The sequence below is a fragment of the Marinomonas sp. GJ51-14 genome (assembly GCF_055808695.1).
Map to the genome: position 1 here is coordinate 3,294,643 of NZ_CM147879.1, position 17,000 is coordinate 3,311,642.

At 40.2% G+C, this 17,000-nt stretch carries 17 protein-coding genes and 1 pseudogene; 4 read left to right on the plus strand and 14 right to left on the minus strand.

The features are described 5' to 3' along the window. Nucleotides 1-86: 86 nt before the first annotated feature. The 10 genes and pseudogenes from AC0L3Y_RS15915 to AC0L3Y_RS15960 form a co-directional block, all read right to left on the minus strand. Entirely contained in the window at nt 87-872 is a 786-nt protein-coding gene (locus AC0L3Y_RS15915) for a class II glutamine amidotransferase (protein WP_473466191.1), read from the minus strand. Next, a complete protein-coding gene (locus AC0L3Y_RS15920) occupies nt 865-2,733 on the minus strand; it encodes a VWA domain-containing protein (protein ID WP_473466195.1) in 1,869 nt (622 codons plus the stop codon). Before AC0L3Y_RS15920 ends, AC0L3Y_RS15915 begins: the two co-directional genes overlap by 8 nt. A gap of 49 nt (nt 2,734-2,782) precedes the next feature. Then, nucleotides 2,783-3,262, minus strand: coding sequence for a YcgN family cysteine cluster protein (locus AC0L3Y_RS15925; RefSeq protein WP_473466198.1), 480 nt, complete (start codon nt 3,260-3,262; stop codon nt 2,783-2,785). A gap of 18 nt (nt 3,263-3,280) precedes the next feature. Continuing rightward, nucleotides 3,281-3,574 carry a YcgL domain-containing protein gene (locus AC0L3Y_RS15930; protein ID WP_473466202.1) on the minus strand — a complete coding sequence of 98 codons (294 nt, stop codon included), beginning with the start codon at nt 3,572-3,574 and terminating at the stop codon, nt 3,281-3,283. A gap of 68 nt (nt 3,575-3,642) precedes the next feature. After that, the gene (rnd, locus tag AC0L3Y_RS15935; RefSeq protein WP_473466206.1) at nt 3,643-4,785 is read right to left on the minus strand and encodes a ribonuclease D; all 1,143 of its coding nucleotides are present in this window, start codon (nt 4,783-4,785) and stop codon (nt 3,643-3,645) included. Nucleotide 4,786: 1 nt separating this feature from the next. Next, a complete protein-coding gene (recR, locus tag AC0L3Y_RS15940) occupies nt 4,787-5,380 on the minus strand; it encodes a recombination mediator RecR (protein WP_473466210.1) in 594 nt (197 codons plus the stop codon). Between the two features lie 9 nt (nt 5,381-5,389). After that, nucleotides 5,390-5,716, minus strand: a complete 327-nt coding sequence (locus AC0L3Y_RS15945; protein ID WP_473466215.1) for a YbaB/EbfC family nucleoid-associated protein — start codon at nt 5,714-5,716, stop codon at nt 5,390-5,392. Between the two features lie 15 nt (nt 5,717-5,731). Next, nucleotides 5,732-7,965, minus strand: a pseudogene (gene dnaX, locus AC0L3Y_RS15950) (DNA polymerase III subunit gamma/tau). Nucleotides 7,966-8,147: 182 nt separating this feature from the next. After that, complete coding sequence (trhO, locus tag AC0L3Y_RS15955) at nt 8,148-9,158, minus strand: oxygen-dependent tRNA uridine(34) hydroxylase TrhO (protein ID WP_473466218.1); 1,011 nt, start codon at nt 9,156-9,158, stop codon at nt 8,148-8,150. A gap of 132 nt (nt 9,159-9,290) precedes the next feature. Beyond that, nucleotides 9,291-9,983, minus strand: coding sequence for a 2OG-Fe(II) oxygenase (locus AC0L3Y_RS15960; protein ID WP_473466223.1), 693 nt, complete (start codon nt 9,981-9,983; stop codon nt 9,291-9,293). Nucleotides 9,984-10,073: 90 nt separating this feature from the next. On the opposite strand from AC0L3Y_RS15960, the gene radD reads away from it, so the two are divergent. Continuing rightward, nucleotides 10,074-11,831, plus strand: coding sequence for a DNA repair helicase RadD (radD, locus tag AC0L3Y_RS15965; protein WP_473466229.1), 1,758 nt, complete (start codon nt 10,074-10,076; stop codon nt 11,829-11,831). Nucleotides 11,832-11,833: 2 nt separating this feature from the next. Here the strand turns inward: radD and AC0L3Y_RS15970 are convergent, their stop codons facing one another. Both AC0L3Y_RS15970 and AC0L3Y_RS15975 read right to left on the minus strand, forming a co-directional pair. Continuing rightward, complete coding sequence (locus AC0L3Y_RS15970; RefSeq protein WP_473466232.1) at nt 11,834-12,421, minus strand: TetR/AcrR family transcriptional regulator; 588 nt, start codon at nt 12,419-12,421, stop codon at nt 11,834-11,836. Between the two features lie 88 nt (nt 12,422-12,509). Then, nucleotides 12,510-13,274, minus strand: a complete 765-nt coding sequence (locus tag AC0L3Y_RS15975; protein ID WP_473466235.1) for a DUF1499 domain-containing protein — start codon at nt 13,272-13,274, stop codon at nt 12,510-12,512. Between the two features lie 244 nt (nt 13,275-13,518). Here AC0L3Y_RS15975 and AC0L3Y_RS15980 point away from each other — a divergent pair, with 244 nt between their 5' ends. After that, nucleotides 13,519-14,232 carry a tRNA-uridine aminocarboxypropyltransferase gene (locus tag AC0L3Y_RS15980; RefSeq protein ID WP_473466238.1) on the plus strand — a complete coding sequence of 238 codons (714 nt, stop codon included), beginning with the start codon at nt 13,519-13,521 and terminating at the stop codon, nt 14,230-14,232. A 59-nt stretch (nt 14,233-14,291) separates the two neighbouring features. Here AC0L3Y_RS15980 and AC0L3Y_RS15985 read toward each other — a convergent pair whose 3' ends face one another. After that, on the minus strand, nt 14,292-14,774 hold the full coding sequence (locus tag AC0L3Y_RS15985) for a DUF2947 family protein (protein ID WP_473466242.1): 483 nt from the start codon (nt 14,772-14,774) through the stop codon (nt 14,292-14,294). Nucleotides 14,775-14,918: 144 nt separating this feature from the next. On the opposite strand from AC0L3Y_RS15985, the gene AC0L3Y_RS15990 reads away from it, so the two are divergent. Together AC0L3Y_RS15990 and AC0L3Y_RS15995 are read left to right on the plus strand one after the other, a co-directional pair. Beyond that, nucleotides 14,919-15,104, plus strand: a complete 186-nt coding sequence (locus AC0L3Y_RS15990; RefSeq protein ID WP_473466245.1) for a hypothetical protein — start codon at nt 14,919-14,921, stop codon at nt 15,102-15,104. 148 nt (nt 15,105-15,252) lie between these two features. Beyond that, entirely contained in the window at nt 15,253-15,897 is a 645-nt protein-coding gene (locus AC0L3Y_RS15995; RefSeq protein ID WP_473466248.1) for an HAD family hydrolase, read from the plus strand. A gap of 28 nt (nt 15,898-15,925) precedes the next feature. On the opposite strand, the gene AC0L3Y_RS16000 is transcribed toward AC0L3Y_RS15995, so the two are convergent. Further along, nucleotides 15,926-16,954 (minus strand): nucleoid-associated protein, encoded by a 1,029-nt coding sequence (locus AC0L3Y_RS16000; protein WP_473466250.1) that lies wholly within the window; start codon nt 16,952-16,954, stop codon nt 15,926-15,928. Nucleotides 16,955-17,000 lie beyond the last annotated feature (46 nt).

Here is a 17,000-nt window from a genome sequence, read left to right on the forward strand (position 1 = left end):
CCACCCTAACCCTCCCCTTGAAAAAATGGGAGGGAACAAATCGGCAGATCACACTTCGTTCATCTGCCCTACATATACGGAAACAATCAAAGCTCCGCTTTAATCTGGCAGACGACTTCACCGCCGTCAAAGACGCAAAGCTCCCCTTCTTCCATTTGCTGCCATTTTTCATCTTGAGTTAGAGGTTGCGTCGCTATGACGGTGACGACGTCTTTGTCTGTGGTGACTTCTTTGAAGTCGATGATGACGTCTTCGTCCGATAAAGTCGCTTTTTTAAAGGGTGCTCGGCGGGTGATCCAATGAAGTTTGGTGGTGCAGAAGCAATATAATTTGTCGCCATCGGACAGCATCATATTGAAGACACCACGCGCTTTTAGTTGCAACGCCAGTTCAGATAAAGCGCCGGAGAGCACTTCTAGAGAAGGCTCATTTTCACCAAAACGCGATTGCAGTTGCTCTATGATCCAGCAAAAAGCACGTTCTGAATCTGTGCTGCCAAGCGGGTGATGAACAGAGACTGGCAAAGCCATTGCGTCTTCAAGTTGTCCGTTGTGAGCGTATGACCAAGTCTTTCCCCAAAGCAAACGGCTAAAGGGATGCGTGTTTAATAAACAAACTCCTCCAACATTGGCTTGGCGGATATGACTGATAACAATGTCGCACTTTAATGAAGTGCTGCTGATGATTTCTGCCATGTCTGAATCAGCGCTGGGCCTTGGGTCATGAATCGACCACACGTCGCCATCGCGGTACATGGCCATTCCCCAACCGTCCTTATGTGGCCCTGTTCGACCACCACGAGCACGTAAGCCTGAGAAACTGAAACAAATATCCGTTGGCACATTTGCACTCATGCCTAATAACTCACACATCGTTTACGTCATCACCTTTTGCAGATTTATTTTTCTTCGACAATCGGTACAAAAATATACCACCGCCTATTACTAAGAGAGCACCGAGATTTAGCGCGGCATACATGATCCACTCAGTAGATGACATGTTCACATCTTGTTGCTGTTTCGTTGTTTTCTCTGGGGTAAACGGTAAAGTACGGTCTGGTACGACCTCTTCACTTTCTTCCGACTCATTAACAATGGAAATAGCCGGCGGAACTAAGACTGGCATCACATCATTATTAGAGGGTGAAACAGGTGTCAATAAGAGACTGACTGGAGCGTCTTCGCCTACGATAACTTTAGCGTCGCCATCACCTTCTCTCGCAAAACTCCAGTAAGGAGTCCAATAGTCAAAACGCATTCCTGTCTGTGTTACGCCAATTAGTTTCGCTCGCACCTTAACATTGTCTTTAGGGGCAACTGGAACAATCTTTTCCCAATAGCCTTGTCCAACAAGAGGCATGTCTTCGACTTCAACGGCTCCACTATTGTAGGTAAATTCAAGCTTCATATTTGAACGTAAAACATTCAATTTTAAGTTGACAGGTTTCGCAGAGAACGCAATTAGATTACCTCCTGGTGCGTCCCCAGAAAACTCAACAGCAGGATGAACAGTAAAATATTGACTTAGTTGACGTGAAAAAGTTTTTCCATCAATCAAACTGATTAATTCGTAGTTACCCGGTTCAGTAATGCCAGCTAAACGTTGTTTAAACTCGCTACTGGATTTAGTCATTCCATGGGAAAAAATGGGTTCTTTTTTCTCGCCATTAAGGCGCACCAAGGTTTGATTAACCGTCAGTAAATCAAGAACTTCATCGTCTTTGATTTGCGTATCTCTTTCAAATAGTCCCACTGTGGAATAGATCATTTCATTTACAAAGACTACTGGCGATATTGTTGTGGCCTGGGCACTTAAATTAGTAATGACTCGAATACTACTGCGCTCAAGGTCCACGTTATTGATTTGCCATTCACCAGGATCAGGTTTGCTGATGGTTATCAAAGTGTAATGATCTGATGCCGAAACGGTTGCACTGGTTTTATCTACCAAGGACAAGACTTTGCCATTTGGCTTGATAATATGTGGTTGTATACCATTTTCATGAAATACGACGAGGGTGAGTTCATCAATCGCATCATCCACAACAAAACGATTACCATCAAAAGGCAATTCATCGGATGGTGATGCTTGCGCAAAAATACGATCGAATGTTGCTAGTAAATCTTCTGGAATCGCTACTTCAGTATGGGTAGCATTAGTCCTAAGGGAAAGGGATTCAAGCAATTCTTTGTCTGTATAACCCGTCATTGAAATGGTATGCAGATGAATGCCGTTTTCTTCTAGTTTATTAGTTAAGCCGTTCAAGATACGATCGCGTGATGCTTTGTTCGTTTCTTCATCCAAACTGATGTCAACCATGCCATCGGTAACCAAAATCCAATGTCGATCAAAACCTTCCGCTAAATCACCTGAATCCGGCGTTTCTAGCAGCACCTTAATAATGGCTTCTAAATCTGTCTTTACATCCTGTGTAACATAGCTGTTCATATAATTAGCAAGTTTGGCTTTAGTGTCTTTGTTCACCGGTGCTTCTGGCAATAACACACGAGGGGCTTCACCAAACAACCAGATGCCTAGTGTGGCTTGTTCTTCCGGTGCAAGGTTGGAAATAAGGCGTAGAGCCTCAGAAGTGAGTCTATCAGGATCACTGATCAACATACTGCCAGAGGCATCCACAATAACGCGGAATTGGGTGTCTGCTTGACTCAACGGAACCCAAAAGGATAAAACGGCAGATAACAACAACACAGTATTTACTTTCAACCACTTCACGTTTGCGAACTCCTTGAACTACTTTGCTGACATTAGCGACCGCTTTTGATTAAGTTACATCATACGGCTCTGGCATACCATGCACCCACTTTATAATATGGGTGTCCCATTCTTCTTCATCCACTGTATTCTCATTCACTGCGTAATGTCGAACAGTTAATCCTTGACGCAGCATTTCTTGATTGTTTCCAACCACCAGCGGATGCCAATTCGGTAAATCTTTGGTCTCGTGCAACACTCGATAACTGCAAGTATCTGGTAACCAATGAAATTCATCTATCTGATCTGGTGTTAACGTAATACAGGTTGGAACCGCTGTCTGTCGAGTTTTGTATACTTTGCACTGACAGGTTACCGGGTTAAGTTGATGACATGAAAGATTCGTATAAAACACCTCTTCTGTTTCATCGTCCTGCAACTTTTGTAAACAACATTTACCACAACCGTCACAAATGGATTCCCATTCAACTGGAGACATTTGCTCCAATGGAACGGTTTTCCAAAAAGGCTCTGTTCGCTTAGCAATCATAGTTCTTAGGGGCCATAGTTAATAAACAGCTTGTGTCGGTGTTTTATAAAGATCTAACAAGTATTCATCTTTAGCTGGTGGCAATTGCAAGTAAAAACCTTTTTCTCGAATGCCTTTCGTCACACTCTCCGGTGTTGCTCTCGCTAATTTACTTTCATTTGTTAACAACATGGTCATGGCACTAATGCCTTTTCCAAAACGCTCCATGAGCTCTTCTGGAATTTTTTTAAGACCAATGCTTTTTTCTACATATAAGTACATTCCATCATGCTTCGAAGAACGAAATACTTCTACGATTAAGTGCTGTTTCATAATTTTCTCTAAGCGATTTTTCGCTGCATTAAATCTTTTAAACTCTGGTTTCAGTCTTATTTACCGAACTAGGATTTTTTAAATTTTTCCAACACTGGATCAACAATAGCATTACGTCGCCACCCGGTCATTGCTGGATTTGTCCAATCGATTTCCGTGCCATCAAATAAATATCGAACCAAAGGCTCTAACAATTTACGTTTCATCATGGCTTCTGGTGCAATATTTAATGCAGTGGAACGCTCACGAACAAAGGATTTAATCGATTTAGTCAATTCACCCGTTTGTGAAGGCAGTGGCATTTCCAGTGGCAATTGGTATTCATCGTCGGATAATTCATTAACTAAAGCGACTTTTTCTAAAATCACATCACCGTATAAACGGTGTTGTCGACCAGTTAACTCTTCCGCTTCTGAAATAGCTTTATTGTGAGTAGGCAAAATTTTAGACAAAGACCACAAAGTACGATCTTTTAATATTTGCCCTTTTGGTACATTTTCTTTACGGGCCTGCTCATCACGCCAGATAAACAACAACCTAAGCAGAGTCAAACCCGCAGGAGACAAACGCCAAGCTGTTTTAACACCAGCCCAATTTTGCTCTGGATCTGAGTTCATTTGATATTGCCACTTCAAGGACTCACAATCCTCTAACACCCAATCAAGCATGTTTTTTTCAGTCAAACGAGCAATTTGTAAAGGGTATACTTTCGCTAAATAAACAACATCCAAAGCCGCATAACGTTTTTGCGCATCGGTTAATGGTCGTTGAATCCAATCAGATCGAGTTTCATCTTTAGCCACTTCGATTTTTAAATACTCATAAATCAACTTAACGTAACTTAGAGACCATTGGCCTGATGCATACGCTTCACCAATTTGAGTATCATAAAATGGTGTTGGCAAAACACCTAACAAACAATCAAAAACATCTAAATCTTCAGAACAAGCATGGAATACCTTCATTACAGAAGGATTCACCATGAGCGCTCGCAACGGATCCCATTCATCAATATTAAGTGGGTCAATTAGAACCGCTTTGTCGCCTTCACTAATCTGAATCAATCCAGTAATAGGAAAGTAGGTTGTGCGACGAATAAATTCGGTATCCACAGCAATCACAGGCAATTTCGCCCAGTAATCACACCAACTCATCAGTGATTCATTGTCTGCAACCCAAATAATATTCAGAGGCTCATCTTGGTCATTCATTTTAGAGTGTCTTCCGTCCCTCTAACGCTAACGCCAGAGTGTTCCCATCAACATATTCAAGCTCACCACCCATGGGAACACCATGGGCAATACGACTAACATTGATGTTCAGTGTTTTTAGTTTTTCAGCAATGTAGTGACAAGTTGCCTCGCCCTCTACTGTTGAATTTGTGGCAATAATCGCCTCTTCAACATCATTGTGCTGAACCAAGGCTTCTAAACGATCTAAGCCTAATTCTTCAGGGCCAATTCCATCAATCGGAGATAAATGCCCCAATAAAACAAAATAGCGACCAGTAAATGTACCCGCGGATTCAATCGCAACAACGTCTGCCGGTGTCTCTACGATACATAAACGTTTTGCATCACGCTCTGGGTCTTGGCAAAGCTGGCACTCAGACTCTTCAGTCAGAGTGCGACAACTTGAACAACGCCCGACCTTGTCGAGCGCTTCACGCAGTGCATTTGCCAGCCTATCAGCCCCTTGATGATCACGCTCGAGTAAGTACAAGGCCATTTTTTGAGCCGATCTTGGCCCAACACCTGGCAAGCAACGTAATGATTCCATCAACTCTTTAATTAAGGGACTAAACAAAGCAAACTCCTAGAAAGGCATTTTGAAGCCTGGTGGTAAAGACATACCCGCCGTCGCTGCTTCCATTTTTTCTTTTTGACCGACTTCAATATTACGTACTGCATCGTTTACTGCTGCTGCAATTAGGTCTTCTAGCATTTCTTTATCATCGGCAAATAAAGAATCATCAATTGAAACACGTTTAACGTCATGACGACCTGTCATGACGATCTTAACAAGACCAGCACCGGCTTGACCTTCAACTTCCATATTGGCAACTTCTTCTTGCGCTTTCTGCATGTTTTCTTGCATCTGCTGCGCTTGGCGCATCATGTTACCCATACCACCTTTAAACATAACTTTGCTCTCCAATTAAGCTTTAACTTTAACAGTATCATAAACCAGTTGTGCGCCCATCGTCGCCGATAAGGCTTGTACAACTGGATGTGAATTTAAATGTTCAATTGCAACCTGCAGGGCTTCAGCACGTTTGCTGGCTGCAAATTCTTCTGCAGTAACACCGTTGGTGTCTTCCACGGTATCTATTATAAGTGGTACCGCCATATTGAAGAAGTCACCTAGTGCACCTTGTATTTGTTCATAGCGCATTTGGTTCAACATGTGACCGTATTCCAAAGGAACTTCTAAACGAATACCTTGATCGCTGGCATCAACCAAGCTGGAATTCATTAAGATATTTTGCACCAAGCCCGTTAAGGACAAGCGTGGCGCAACTAACCACCAATGCTTCATGGTTAATTCGTTATAATGATTAAGCTCTGGCATTGGCATACCTAAAGCTGGTTGAGCAATCGTATCTGGGATTTTTGACAATCGTGTGTCTGGCTCTTTCTCTTCTTCAGCGGGTAATTCTTCAGCGTCAGCACTTAATGCGTTCACTAAATCTGCGGCTGGATTAAAAGGATCGATTACGTCTGCTATTGCTCGCTCTTCCGCTTCATCATCGTCATCGTCATCGTCTTCGTCATCTTGTCCATCATCTAAAAATTCAGATTCGGCAACAACAAAGGGTTTATGTTCACGAGGTGCTTCTGGTGTTTCAGGCCGATCAGACGAAGTTTCTTCTAGTTCGGTTTTACTCTCTGACTCAATGGTTTCATCAACCACAATCTCAGGTTCAATATACCCAGAATGGGTATCACCTTCGTCAGATAATTCAGCATAGGTTGAATCATCTATTTTTATTTCAGATTCAACACTCACTTCAGGTTTTACATCTGTTTCAGAAGTTTCTTCCCAAGGTGGACGCTCTTGAGGTAAAGAAGGGTTAATTTCGGTCTCTTGTGTTTTTACCTGTAATTCTTCGGACAGTTTTTCTTCAGATAAGTTTTCTTTAGGCAATGGTGAGACTGACTGGTTAACCCCTAATTGATCCTTATCAGAAGCATTGTTTACCGTTACTGCTTCTGCTACTGGCTCATGGATTGGTGTTTTTTTTCTGTAACCTCCTGTGGAGCAGTCATAACAGGTGGAGCATCATGACTCACAACCATTGGCGGAGTAGGACGAAACGCGATCAGTCTTAGCATCAGCATTTCAAAGCCAGCACGAGCAGAGTGAGCAAGATGAAGATCTCGACGTCCTATCAATAAACTCTGATACATAACTTGAATTTCTTCTGAACTTACACTTGCGGCGATACCTTGTATGCGAACCAGATCACCAAGTTGATCGACTAAAGCTCCCGGTACTTGTTGCTCGATAGCAATACGATGTAAACATTCCAATAAACTACCACAAATAGCACTGAAATCAGGCTGATAATCTGCAAGACTTGAGATACGAGACAATACATCAGCGGCATTTTTCGACGCCACACTTTCTAGTAAATCTAACACTTGAGCTTGATTAACCAAACCCAACATGGCGGTTACACCGGATTCAGAAATCGTGCCATTACCAAATGCAATCGCCTGATCAGTTAGACTCAATGCATCTCGCATACTGCCGTTAGCAGCTTGGCCTATCTGCCAAAGAGCAGGCTGATCAAAATTAATTTGTTCCGCTTTTAATACGGTTTGTAAGTAATCCACCACTCGCTGCGGTGACATATTTTTCAAGTTAAACTGTAAACAACGAGACAAAATAGTAACAGGAAGTTTTTGTGGGTCTGTCGTCGCCAATAAGAATTTAACGTGTGCGGGTGGCTCTTCAAGAGTTTTCAATAACGCATTAAAAGAGTGAGTCGACAACATGTGCACTTCATCTATTAAATAGACTTTGAAGCGACCACGAGTCGGGGCGTATTGAACGTTTTCGAGCAATTCACGAGTGTCTTCAACCTTGGTACGAGATGCGGCATCGACTTCAATCAAATCGACAAAACGGCCTTCAACAATTTCTCTACAACTATCACAAGTTCCACAAGGTTCAGGAGAAATCCCATTCGTTTCACAGTTTAGACATTTAGCAAAAATACGCGCTATGGTGGTTTTACCCACACCGCGAGTTCCGGTAAATAAATAGGCGTGATGTAAGCGCTGTTGGCGCAATGCATTGACCAACGCTTGAAGTACATGATCTTGCCCAGCCATTTCAAGGAAAGTCTGTGGGCGCCATTTACGTGCTAAAACTTGATAACTCATGATGGATACTGGCTGATAAAAAGCGATTTTTTATTGTACGGTAGTCGGAGCACTTTCGAAACCACTCTTCGTGCACTGGATGGCTGGTATTGAGAGAAATAGCCAAAAACTTTGCTATAAAGATCAATAGTTTGAATTTACAGCATTATTTGGCTCAACTATGTCGAGCCAAATACACCCAATTAACTTAGTTTTGTTTGACCTACATTACTTTCACGAATTTTCCGTTGGCGTTCTTTTTCTAATGCTTTTTCTGCACGGTGCTTTTCAACCGCATCAGAAACTTCTGCACCAATATGCTCTTCACCTCGAGAACGAGCTAATTGAACTTGGCGTTCACGCTCCACAAAACGCTGACGCTGTTCATCTGTGAACTTGTCTGCACAATGAACACAACTTACACCTTGAATATAGCGTTCGTCTTGTTTCTCTTCTTCTGTGATTGGCATACGACAAGCATGACATTGATCGTATTCACCTTTTTCTAAATCATGATTCACAGACACACGATTATCAAAGACAAAACACTCACCTTCCCACATAGTTTCTTCTTTTGGCACTTCCTCTAGGTACTTCAAGATACCGCCTTCAAGATGATAAACCTCTTCGAAACCTTGCTCTAACATATAAGCAGTGGATTTTTCGCAACGGATGCCGCCAGTACAAAACATGGCCACTTTCTTTTGCTTTTCTGGATTCATGTTTTCTTTTACATACGCGGGGAATTCACGAAATGTTTCTGTTTTTGGGTTCACCGCATTTTTGAATGTGCCTATTTGCACTTCATAGTCATTACGGGTGTCAACCAATACGACGTCTGGATCAGAGATTAAATCATTCCAATCTTGCGGTTTGACATAGGTTCCAACCACGCGTTTCGGATCAATACCCTCAACCCCCATGGTCACAATTTCTTTTTTCAATTTAACTTTTGTACGGTAGAAAGGCATGTCTTCATCGTATGACTCTTTTGTCACAATACTGTCCAAACCAGGCTGCTTCGCCAACCAAGCCAACATAGTATCAACACCTTCACGAGAACCGGCAACTGTTCCGTTAATACCTTCACTTGCTAGCAATAAGGTACCGCGAATGCCATTCTCTTCTAATGTTTTCTGAAGTGGTTCACGGATGGATTCAAAATGAGGAAGCTCAACAAATTTATAAAGGGCACAAACAACGACTTTAGACACACGTAATCTCCTATGCGATCTGGAACGTAAAACCAGAGCAATTAAACAAGGCACGCATTATAGAGATTTATAGAGTAATTTTCGAGCTTGTTTTGACAAAAAACAAGCTGGATTACTAAAAACCCAAAAGCATTATTGATCTGGGTCCAACGTTTTCCCTGTGGTGTTATTAACTCGGAACCAACCTGCCACACTGTGTCGGGTTCGCTTAGCCACAAGTACTTCATGATAAAAACATTCGCTCAAGAAAATAGCTAACCTCCCCTTGATTGGTGAATAACGTCCAACTTCTATTTCAGGTTTGTGTTCATCATAAATAACTAACTCACCACCATCTCCGTCTTGCCAGCCTTCATTTAAATATAAAACAGTGGAAAGGATACGATTACTTTCTCCTTTAAAAGCATCAATATGCTTTTCATAAAACGCGCCTTTTTCATAACGAGCAAAATGGGCTTCATAATCAAACAAACCCAAAAACAAATGGCGATTCAACGCGATTCTTAACGTCTCCATCATTTTGAGAAAGTCTCTTTTGATTGGTTTATCCGGATCAATCCATTGAATATAATCTCGACGCGCATCAAGAGCCACTTGATGATCTTGCTTCCTACCAACACCTGCTTGTTGCATGTAAGCATTTTGAATGTTTTCAACTTCATCCATTAATGCTTGAGTAAAATCAGCTGAGAAAAAATCATCCTGTACGCTCCACCCCTTAGTCTGTAAATCCGTTAATACGTTAGAAAAAGGCTCTTTGCGAGTAAAAGCAGGAATAGAATTTTCAATATAAGGATTTTTTGTTAACCAAGTGTCGACAGACATAGATAGATTAATCACTTTTAAAAGGGCAAAATTACCAAGGTCATTATATTACTGTAGCTACTCACCTAACACACCAAGATTTCAATACTTATGATTCAGCCATTCATATTACGAGACTATCAACTTCAGGCGGTGGAAGCATCTCTTACTCACTTTCGTAGTAGCGATGACCCTGCCGTGATTGTTTTACCTACAGGCGCAGGCAAAAGTCTTGTTATTGCTGAATTAAGCCTATTAGCGAAAGGTCGTGTTGTTTGTCTTGCTCATGTAAAAGAGCTTGTCGAACAAAACCACGCCAAGTTTCTCGCAACGGGTTCATCTGCGGGTATATTCTCAGCAGGCTTAAGTCAAAAAAACAGTTCTGAAAAAACCACGTTTGCCAGTATTCAATCCATTTCTGCAAACCTAGATGATTTCCAAGAAGCCGTTAGTTTAATCATCATCGATGAATGTCATCGTGTCGGAATGGACGACAGCGGACAATACAACAAAACATTGGAACATTTTCGAACGCTGAATCCTAAAATAAAAATCCTCGGCTTAACCGCTACTCCTTACCGTTTAGGTAGCGGTTGGATTTATCAAAATCATTATCATGGCTACACACGTCAATGCACCAATACCCTATTCAAAAAGTGTATCTTTGAATTACCGCTTCAACACATGGTAAAAAATGGCTATTTAACGCCTCCCATTCATTATGACGCGGCAGTTGCACACTATGATTTTAGTCTGTTAACAGAAAGTTTAGACGGTGAGCAAAACACGGACGACATCGCTTTAAATGAACTAATTCATAAACACGCTCGTGTTACAAAAGCCGTAACCGAACAAATAATGCAACTCAGCCAAGACCGACAAGGCGTCATGGTTTTCGCCGCAACCATAGATCACGCCAAAGAAATCGTCAGTTATTTGCCTGTCAATGAAACTGCCTTAATTACGGGAAAGACAAAGCTCAAACAACGGGACACTTTAATCAACGCATTCAAAGCCAAAGAGATTAAATACCTTGTTAACGTTTCTGTTTTAACCACGGGGTTTGATGCACCTCATGTAGATGTGATTGCTATTTTACGACCGACTCAATCTATTAGCTTGTTTCAACAAATTGTCGGTAGAGGGTTGAGACTAAGCCCTGGAAAAAAAGATTGTTTGGTTTTGGATTACACAAATAACGGTTACAACATCTTTCAACCAGAAATTGGAGAAAGAAAACCGACCCAGGATTCCGTGGCGGTTCAGATCCATTGTCCTGACTGTGATTTTGCCAATACATTTTGGGGAAGAAAAGACGCTGAAGGGAATATTCTTGAGCATTTTGGCCGTCGCTGCCATGGACTCATTGACACTCCAGAAGGAGAAATTCAATGTACTTATCGTTTTCGTTTTAAACGTTGCCCATTCTGTAATGAAGAAAATGACATCGCGGCCCGACAATGCCAGCACTGTTCAGAAAAGCTCATCGACCCTGATGATTTATTAAGAAGTGCGTTAAACCTAAAGAACAACAAGGTATTACGCTGCTCCGACATCACTCCAGAAATAGCATGGAAAGACAAAAGTATTAAGATCACATATCACGATGAAGATGGTTTAACACTATCTGAGACCTTTCAATTTAACTATAAAAAATCACGACAGTCTTTTAATGATGTGTTTGGCAGAAGAATAGCAAATGGCAGCCAATCCATTCAATTTGATACACTGGAAGAAGTCGAGAAATTTTTACCTTATCTTCCTGCACCTGACTTTGTTATTGCTAAAAAGCAAAAGCAACATTGGCAAGTAACAGAACGATTATTTGATTATCAAGGCCCTTACAGAAAGGCAAACGAGCTTCAATAACACTAACCTTTGTTTTTTAGAGCATTCTTATAAGACACTTCAAAAGGCAAATTTAAACGTTTTAAATGCTCAATTGAGGCTTCGCCCAAAACGCCTTGAGGCACACTACTTAGTAATATAAACCAGTAATTAGCAATCATATTGTCAGTAAATATACTGGCCGTTTTATCGTCTATACCTACCTGTTTAAAGCGTTTATTAATCCCATCTGAAATTACCGCCATTTGCTTAGTGTGGAAACCTCCGTTTGCCAAACTATCTAACAACACTTGTCGCGTAAATTCAGCATAAGCATCATAGAACTCAAACAGCATTTGCGCAGTCTGCAGCAAATAATCAATAGGAGAAGCGCAAGCTTTTTGAGCTAATGCTGCGGCACGTAATGCTGCATCCATTTCATCAAAAAAAATGTCTTTTACCAGAGAGAGTTTATCTGGAAAGTGAACAAATAGCGTACCAACAGCAATGCCAGCTTGATCACTTAAATAACGAGTACTGGTTGCTTCGATGCCTTGAGACAAGAACGCCTGCTTAGCAATTGCTTTGATTTTTGATCGAGTATTGGCTTTTTTTTGTTGACGAAGACTCACCTTTACACTTCCTTAAATAATATATTTAAAGAGTCTAGCCTGTCTTTTTTTCAATGACGAGTATTTTCAATAATAGGAAGGAAGTAAATTAACGAACAGAATTAACTTTAGGCATGGTTGAACGAACTAATAGCTTAGATAAATCCGTCATAAAAGTCTCAACACGTTCTGCATTCAAGCCATAATCACCATTACCTATTCTCGAACAAGAACGCATATCTATACGAACAGTATGATCATCAATCTTCATTACTCGAATAATGACATCATCACGAAAACCAAAAATAGGCGTTCGAGCTGTCGCCTCTAAAAGCCCAGCTTGAGAGTATTTTGCAACCACTTCCCATCCACGCTTCTCAACTAATTCACTTACCACTTTGTAGACATCATCTTTCTTTAGTTTCGTAAAAACAGGTTTGATGTCCTGATAATACTTATGCTGAATAGCAGCAAAATCATAATTATAGGCAAGGCTGTTTTCATTAGACTTACGCACAAAATTGACATTTAAAAACGCTGGAGGCATTTCGGTATCTGTCGTCACGTCGTTAATTTTAGGCAATTCAGCTTTTTGAACATAAAAAGCAATCCACATGGAGCTGTAAACGACAGAAACGGTCAATACCAAAATAAAGAAGCGTTGACTCGCAATATTTTGCTCTTTGCGACAAACTCCTAATGATAAAATAGTGAGGAAAGACAAAAATAAAGAGGCAAATACACTTTTTCGTAACATAGAGAAGCCTGTTAAAGGCTCAAAAATACCAACTCGGACACCAGCAATAGATATAAAAGCTACGCACCCTACTAACATAAGGAGAACGTATAGCACTGGAGAGATATAACGACTCATAGACAACTCATAGTACAAAAAAGAATAGCTGACACCATATCGCGACTTGATGTTAACGAACAGAAACAATAACCCTATTTCAATTCATTCCTTTATATTTGCATATTTACATCAAATCAATCCGTAATACATTCAAGATATAAGCCACATTGGTTAATAGTTCTAAATATTTAGTTATTATTAAGATGTTTTCCATCAAGCAAACTAGGATAATAATTACAATTAAATATAGGGCATGGGAAACATGAAACTAACACCTAAAAAGCATTGCGTTGATGTACTGAGGGAGCAATGTAAATTGGAGTCAATGAGACCATTCATTGCAAGAGGCTCCAATGCTATTCGATGCCCCCATTGCTTAATGGCGGAATTTGCTTGTTTTTGCCATTTAAAAGAAAGCAACGATTCTCCAGTCGAATTCATTTTACTCTATCATAGGGATGAAATACATAAACCGACCAACAGCGGTCGACTCATTGCAGACCTATTCCCTAATAACACTCAAGCTTATTTATGGAGTAGAACAGAACCCCAACAAGACCTACTTGACCAGATCAAAAGCCAACAAGATAATTACACTCTATTATTTCCCAATACAGAAACCGCTCAGGCTCAAAATAGACAACAAAGAGCTGAGTTCTCCGAAGTAATTGGTAACGATAAAAAGCACACTTTTATTATTTTAGATGGGAGCTGGAAACAGGCAAGTAAAATGTTTCATCAGAGTGAATGGCTAAAGGATATCCCCCATTTTGAAATAAGCAGTGAGGCACAACGCTCATTTTTAGTTCGTCATTCCCATCATAAAATACAGTTCGCCACCGCAGAAGTAACAGCCATGCTACTGGACTCACTAGGCCACAACTCCGCTAGCCAAAAGCTACTTCATTATTACCAGGCATTTAATGAGCATTGCCTCGCAAGTCGAAAACGAAGTAATGGCCAAAAAACATTGTAAGTAAATTACAAAATAGAAAAACTAATCAGAATCAATAAGCAGCCGATTATTAAGAGAGTTTAAGACTCTCTTAATAATAAATTCACCCAACCATTAGAATGAAATTGTGCCGCCTGTTTTTTCTTTTTTCCCACTAAAACTGGACCATTATCTAAAAACAAAAATGCTTTCCAAGTTCGCTTAAAAACACCCCATGTCAGCTCAAAAACCAACTCATTATGACAACAGAAAAACACCATAGTATCTTCACCCCATGCAGAAAAATGCGCTAAAACATCCTCTGGTAAAGATTCATTTTCACTGTCCCATGTTTTTTCCCATTGTGTTTTAGGGACTTCCAGTTGAGATGTTGTTTTTTTCAACCAATCTCTATCAGTAAAATGATCTGGGTGAATTTGTTCATCACTAATATAGGAAAGCCAAATTTGACTGGCTCTCTGTTCACTTAGAAGGTGAATGTTCTCTAAATCTTTTTGTTCTATTCTTGGATCATTACGCTTAAAAATCCATTGTTTTGAAAAACTCTCTAACGGTTGATACAAGGTTATTTCCTTAGTAAATTTAAATGATGAAAAAAACTAACCTTTAGAGTGAAAAAGGATCGTTTGTTCAATCGGTCAAGCTTATCTAATATTGCAATTGTTGTAATAAAACAACATTTCAATCGATTAACACTGGAGAATACTATGGATTCACAACAACAATACGAAGCATTACTAGCAAAATGGGGTTTCGTTGACACTATGGCTGAAGATTATGCTCGTCGTCAAAAACGTATTCGCAGAGCAAAGGCTGTTATTGCTTTTTTCAAATCAATCATTATTTCAATGAAGAAAAGTAATATTCGCCAACAAGAACTTGGCCAAGCTTAACTCTGAAAATATAAAAACCATGCAAGTGGCATAATTATATAATAGAAAGAATTTTTAAAGGGGAGAAAAATAATAACACTCCCTCCCTTTCTTCTCCGCACTACAATTCGTTATGATCTTCCTTCACTCACAACGAACCACCTTATTTATGAATTTCCCCTACAAAGCTGTTATATTTGATTGCGATGGTGTCATTGTTGACACAGAAACCATCTCCAACGAAATCTTCACTTCTATGCTACATCAAATTGGCTTGGATATTGATGAACAAACCTTATTAGAAAAATTTACAGGTTTTACTAATCAAGAAACACTTAAAAACGCGGAACATTTATTAGGTAAACCTTTACCAGAAACTTTTGACTCAGAGTACAGACAACGATTCCACGCTATTATTCATGAACATTTAGAACCGATTAATGGTGTACGTGAACTGCTTGACAAAATAACTATGCCGATTGCGATGGCCACAAATGCTCGCCGCAAAGAAATGAACATGAAGCTTAACAAAATTGGCCTGTCTGAAAAATTCATCACTCGCTTTTGTGTTGAAGACGTCAAAAACGGAAAACCAGCGCCAGACATCTACTTAAAAGCGGCAGAAGCTCTCAAGGTTGATCCAAAAGACTGTTTAGTGATTGAAGATTCTGTAGCGGGCATAAGAGCTGGCTGTGCAGCGGGAATGAGAGTTTTAGCATACAGCGGCGCATTCGATCCTGTATCACAAACCGCAGCTGGTGCAACGGCTTGTTTCAAAACAATGCAGGAACTAGAAGTTTTTTTAGGGCTTTAGTATTTAAAGCCCCTTTACAAACCAGTATTTAGTTAGATATAGCTTGCAGCTGTTTCAATAAGCTTTTTGGCAGTTCTTTAATTGTCAATGTGCCAGTGTCGGCATCAAACTCAACCGACTCGCCAAGCAAATCACTATTAAAACTCAAAGTTAATGCCCTTGAGCTGCCCGATAAACGAGTAAGTTTTTTCAGAGCAGCTTTCTCAACAAAGATTTCCTTCTCCATTTTAAAGCTATCTGAGTCAGCGATTTCTAAAAACTTATTCGCTTGTTCTATTGAAAACCGTGATTCCACCTCAGAAGCAATTTCTTTAATAGCCAAAGGTTCACGATCTTGAGCTTTTATCTGACAATGCTCAGAGACCACTTTTTTGAACTCATTTGCTTGTTTTGACGGAAATCCTTCGGATTGACAAAATGCAGAGGTCAAATCAACCAATTTACGTGTTTCTTTTGCTGCTGCTTTAGGCTCATCGCAACCAATAAACTGAGTGAAATATTCACTCTCAGATTTAGGCGCTCGTCCAAAACGAAAGGCAATATAACGTCCTTCATCAGCACCTTGCCAAGCCGTTAAATTAATACGCAAAGCCATATGTAGTTTTTCCATCTCAATTTGTTCAATTTGAGATAAACTAAGATCTGCACCAAGGCCGATACCTTTTTTACGTTTCAACATAACTATGTATAAAAAATGCGTATCATGCAGCTCATAGTGGTTAAACCATAACAACCCGCCTTCTGCCTCTTCCACTGGTTCAAGATACTTTAAGTATTCAGCAGCACAATCTTTAGTAAATCCGGCAAAATCAGCAAAGTCATTATCTTTAAAATGTTTAAAAAGTAATGCAGGTAATTGTGCACCCTCTTCACTTCCTTGAGGATTAACAAAACGACCTGTATTCATACCTGAGCGGTTAAATAAATTGGTCACCTGAGTAGAAAGCGCTTCCGCTTGTCCATCTACAGGATTTTCATTTGGACGTGCAATGAGTATCGCTTTACGCTCGCCTTCATTCTTTTGAATCTCATGTACAATTAAGTTGCTAATAGACACCAGCCACCTCTTACGTTTAATATGGATAAATTACAACCAATTTCCC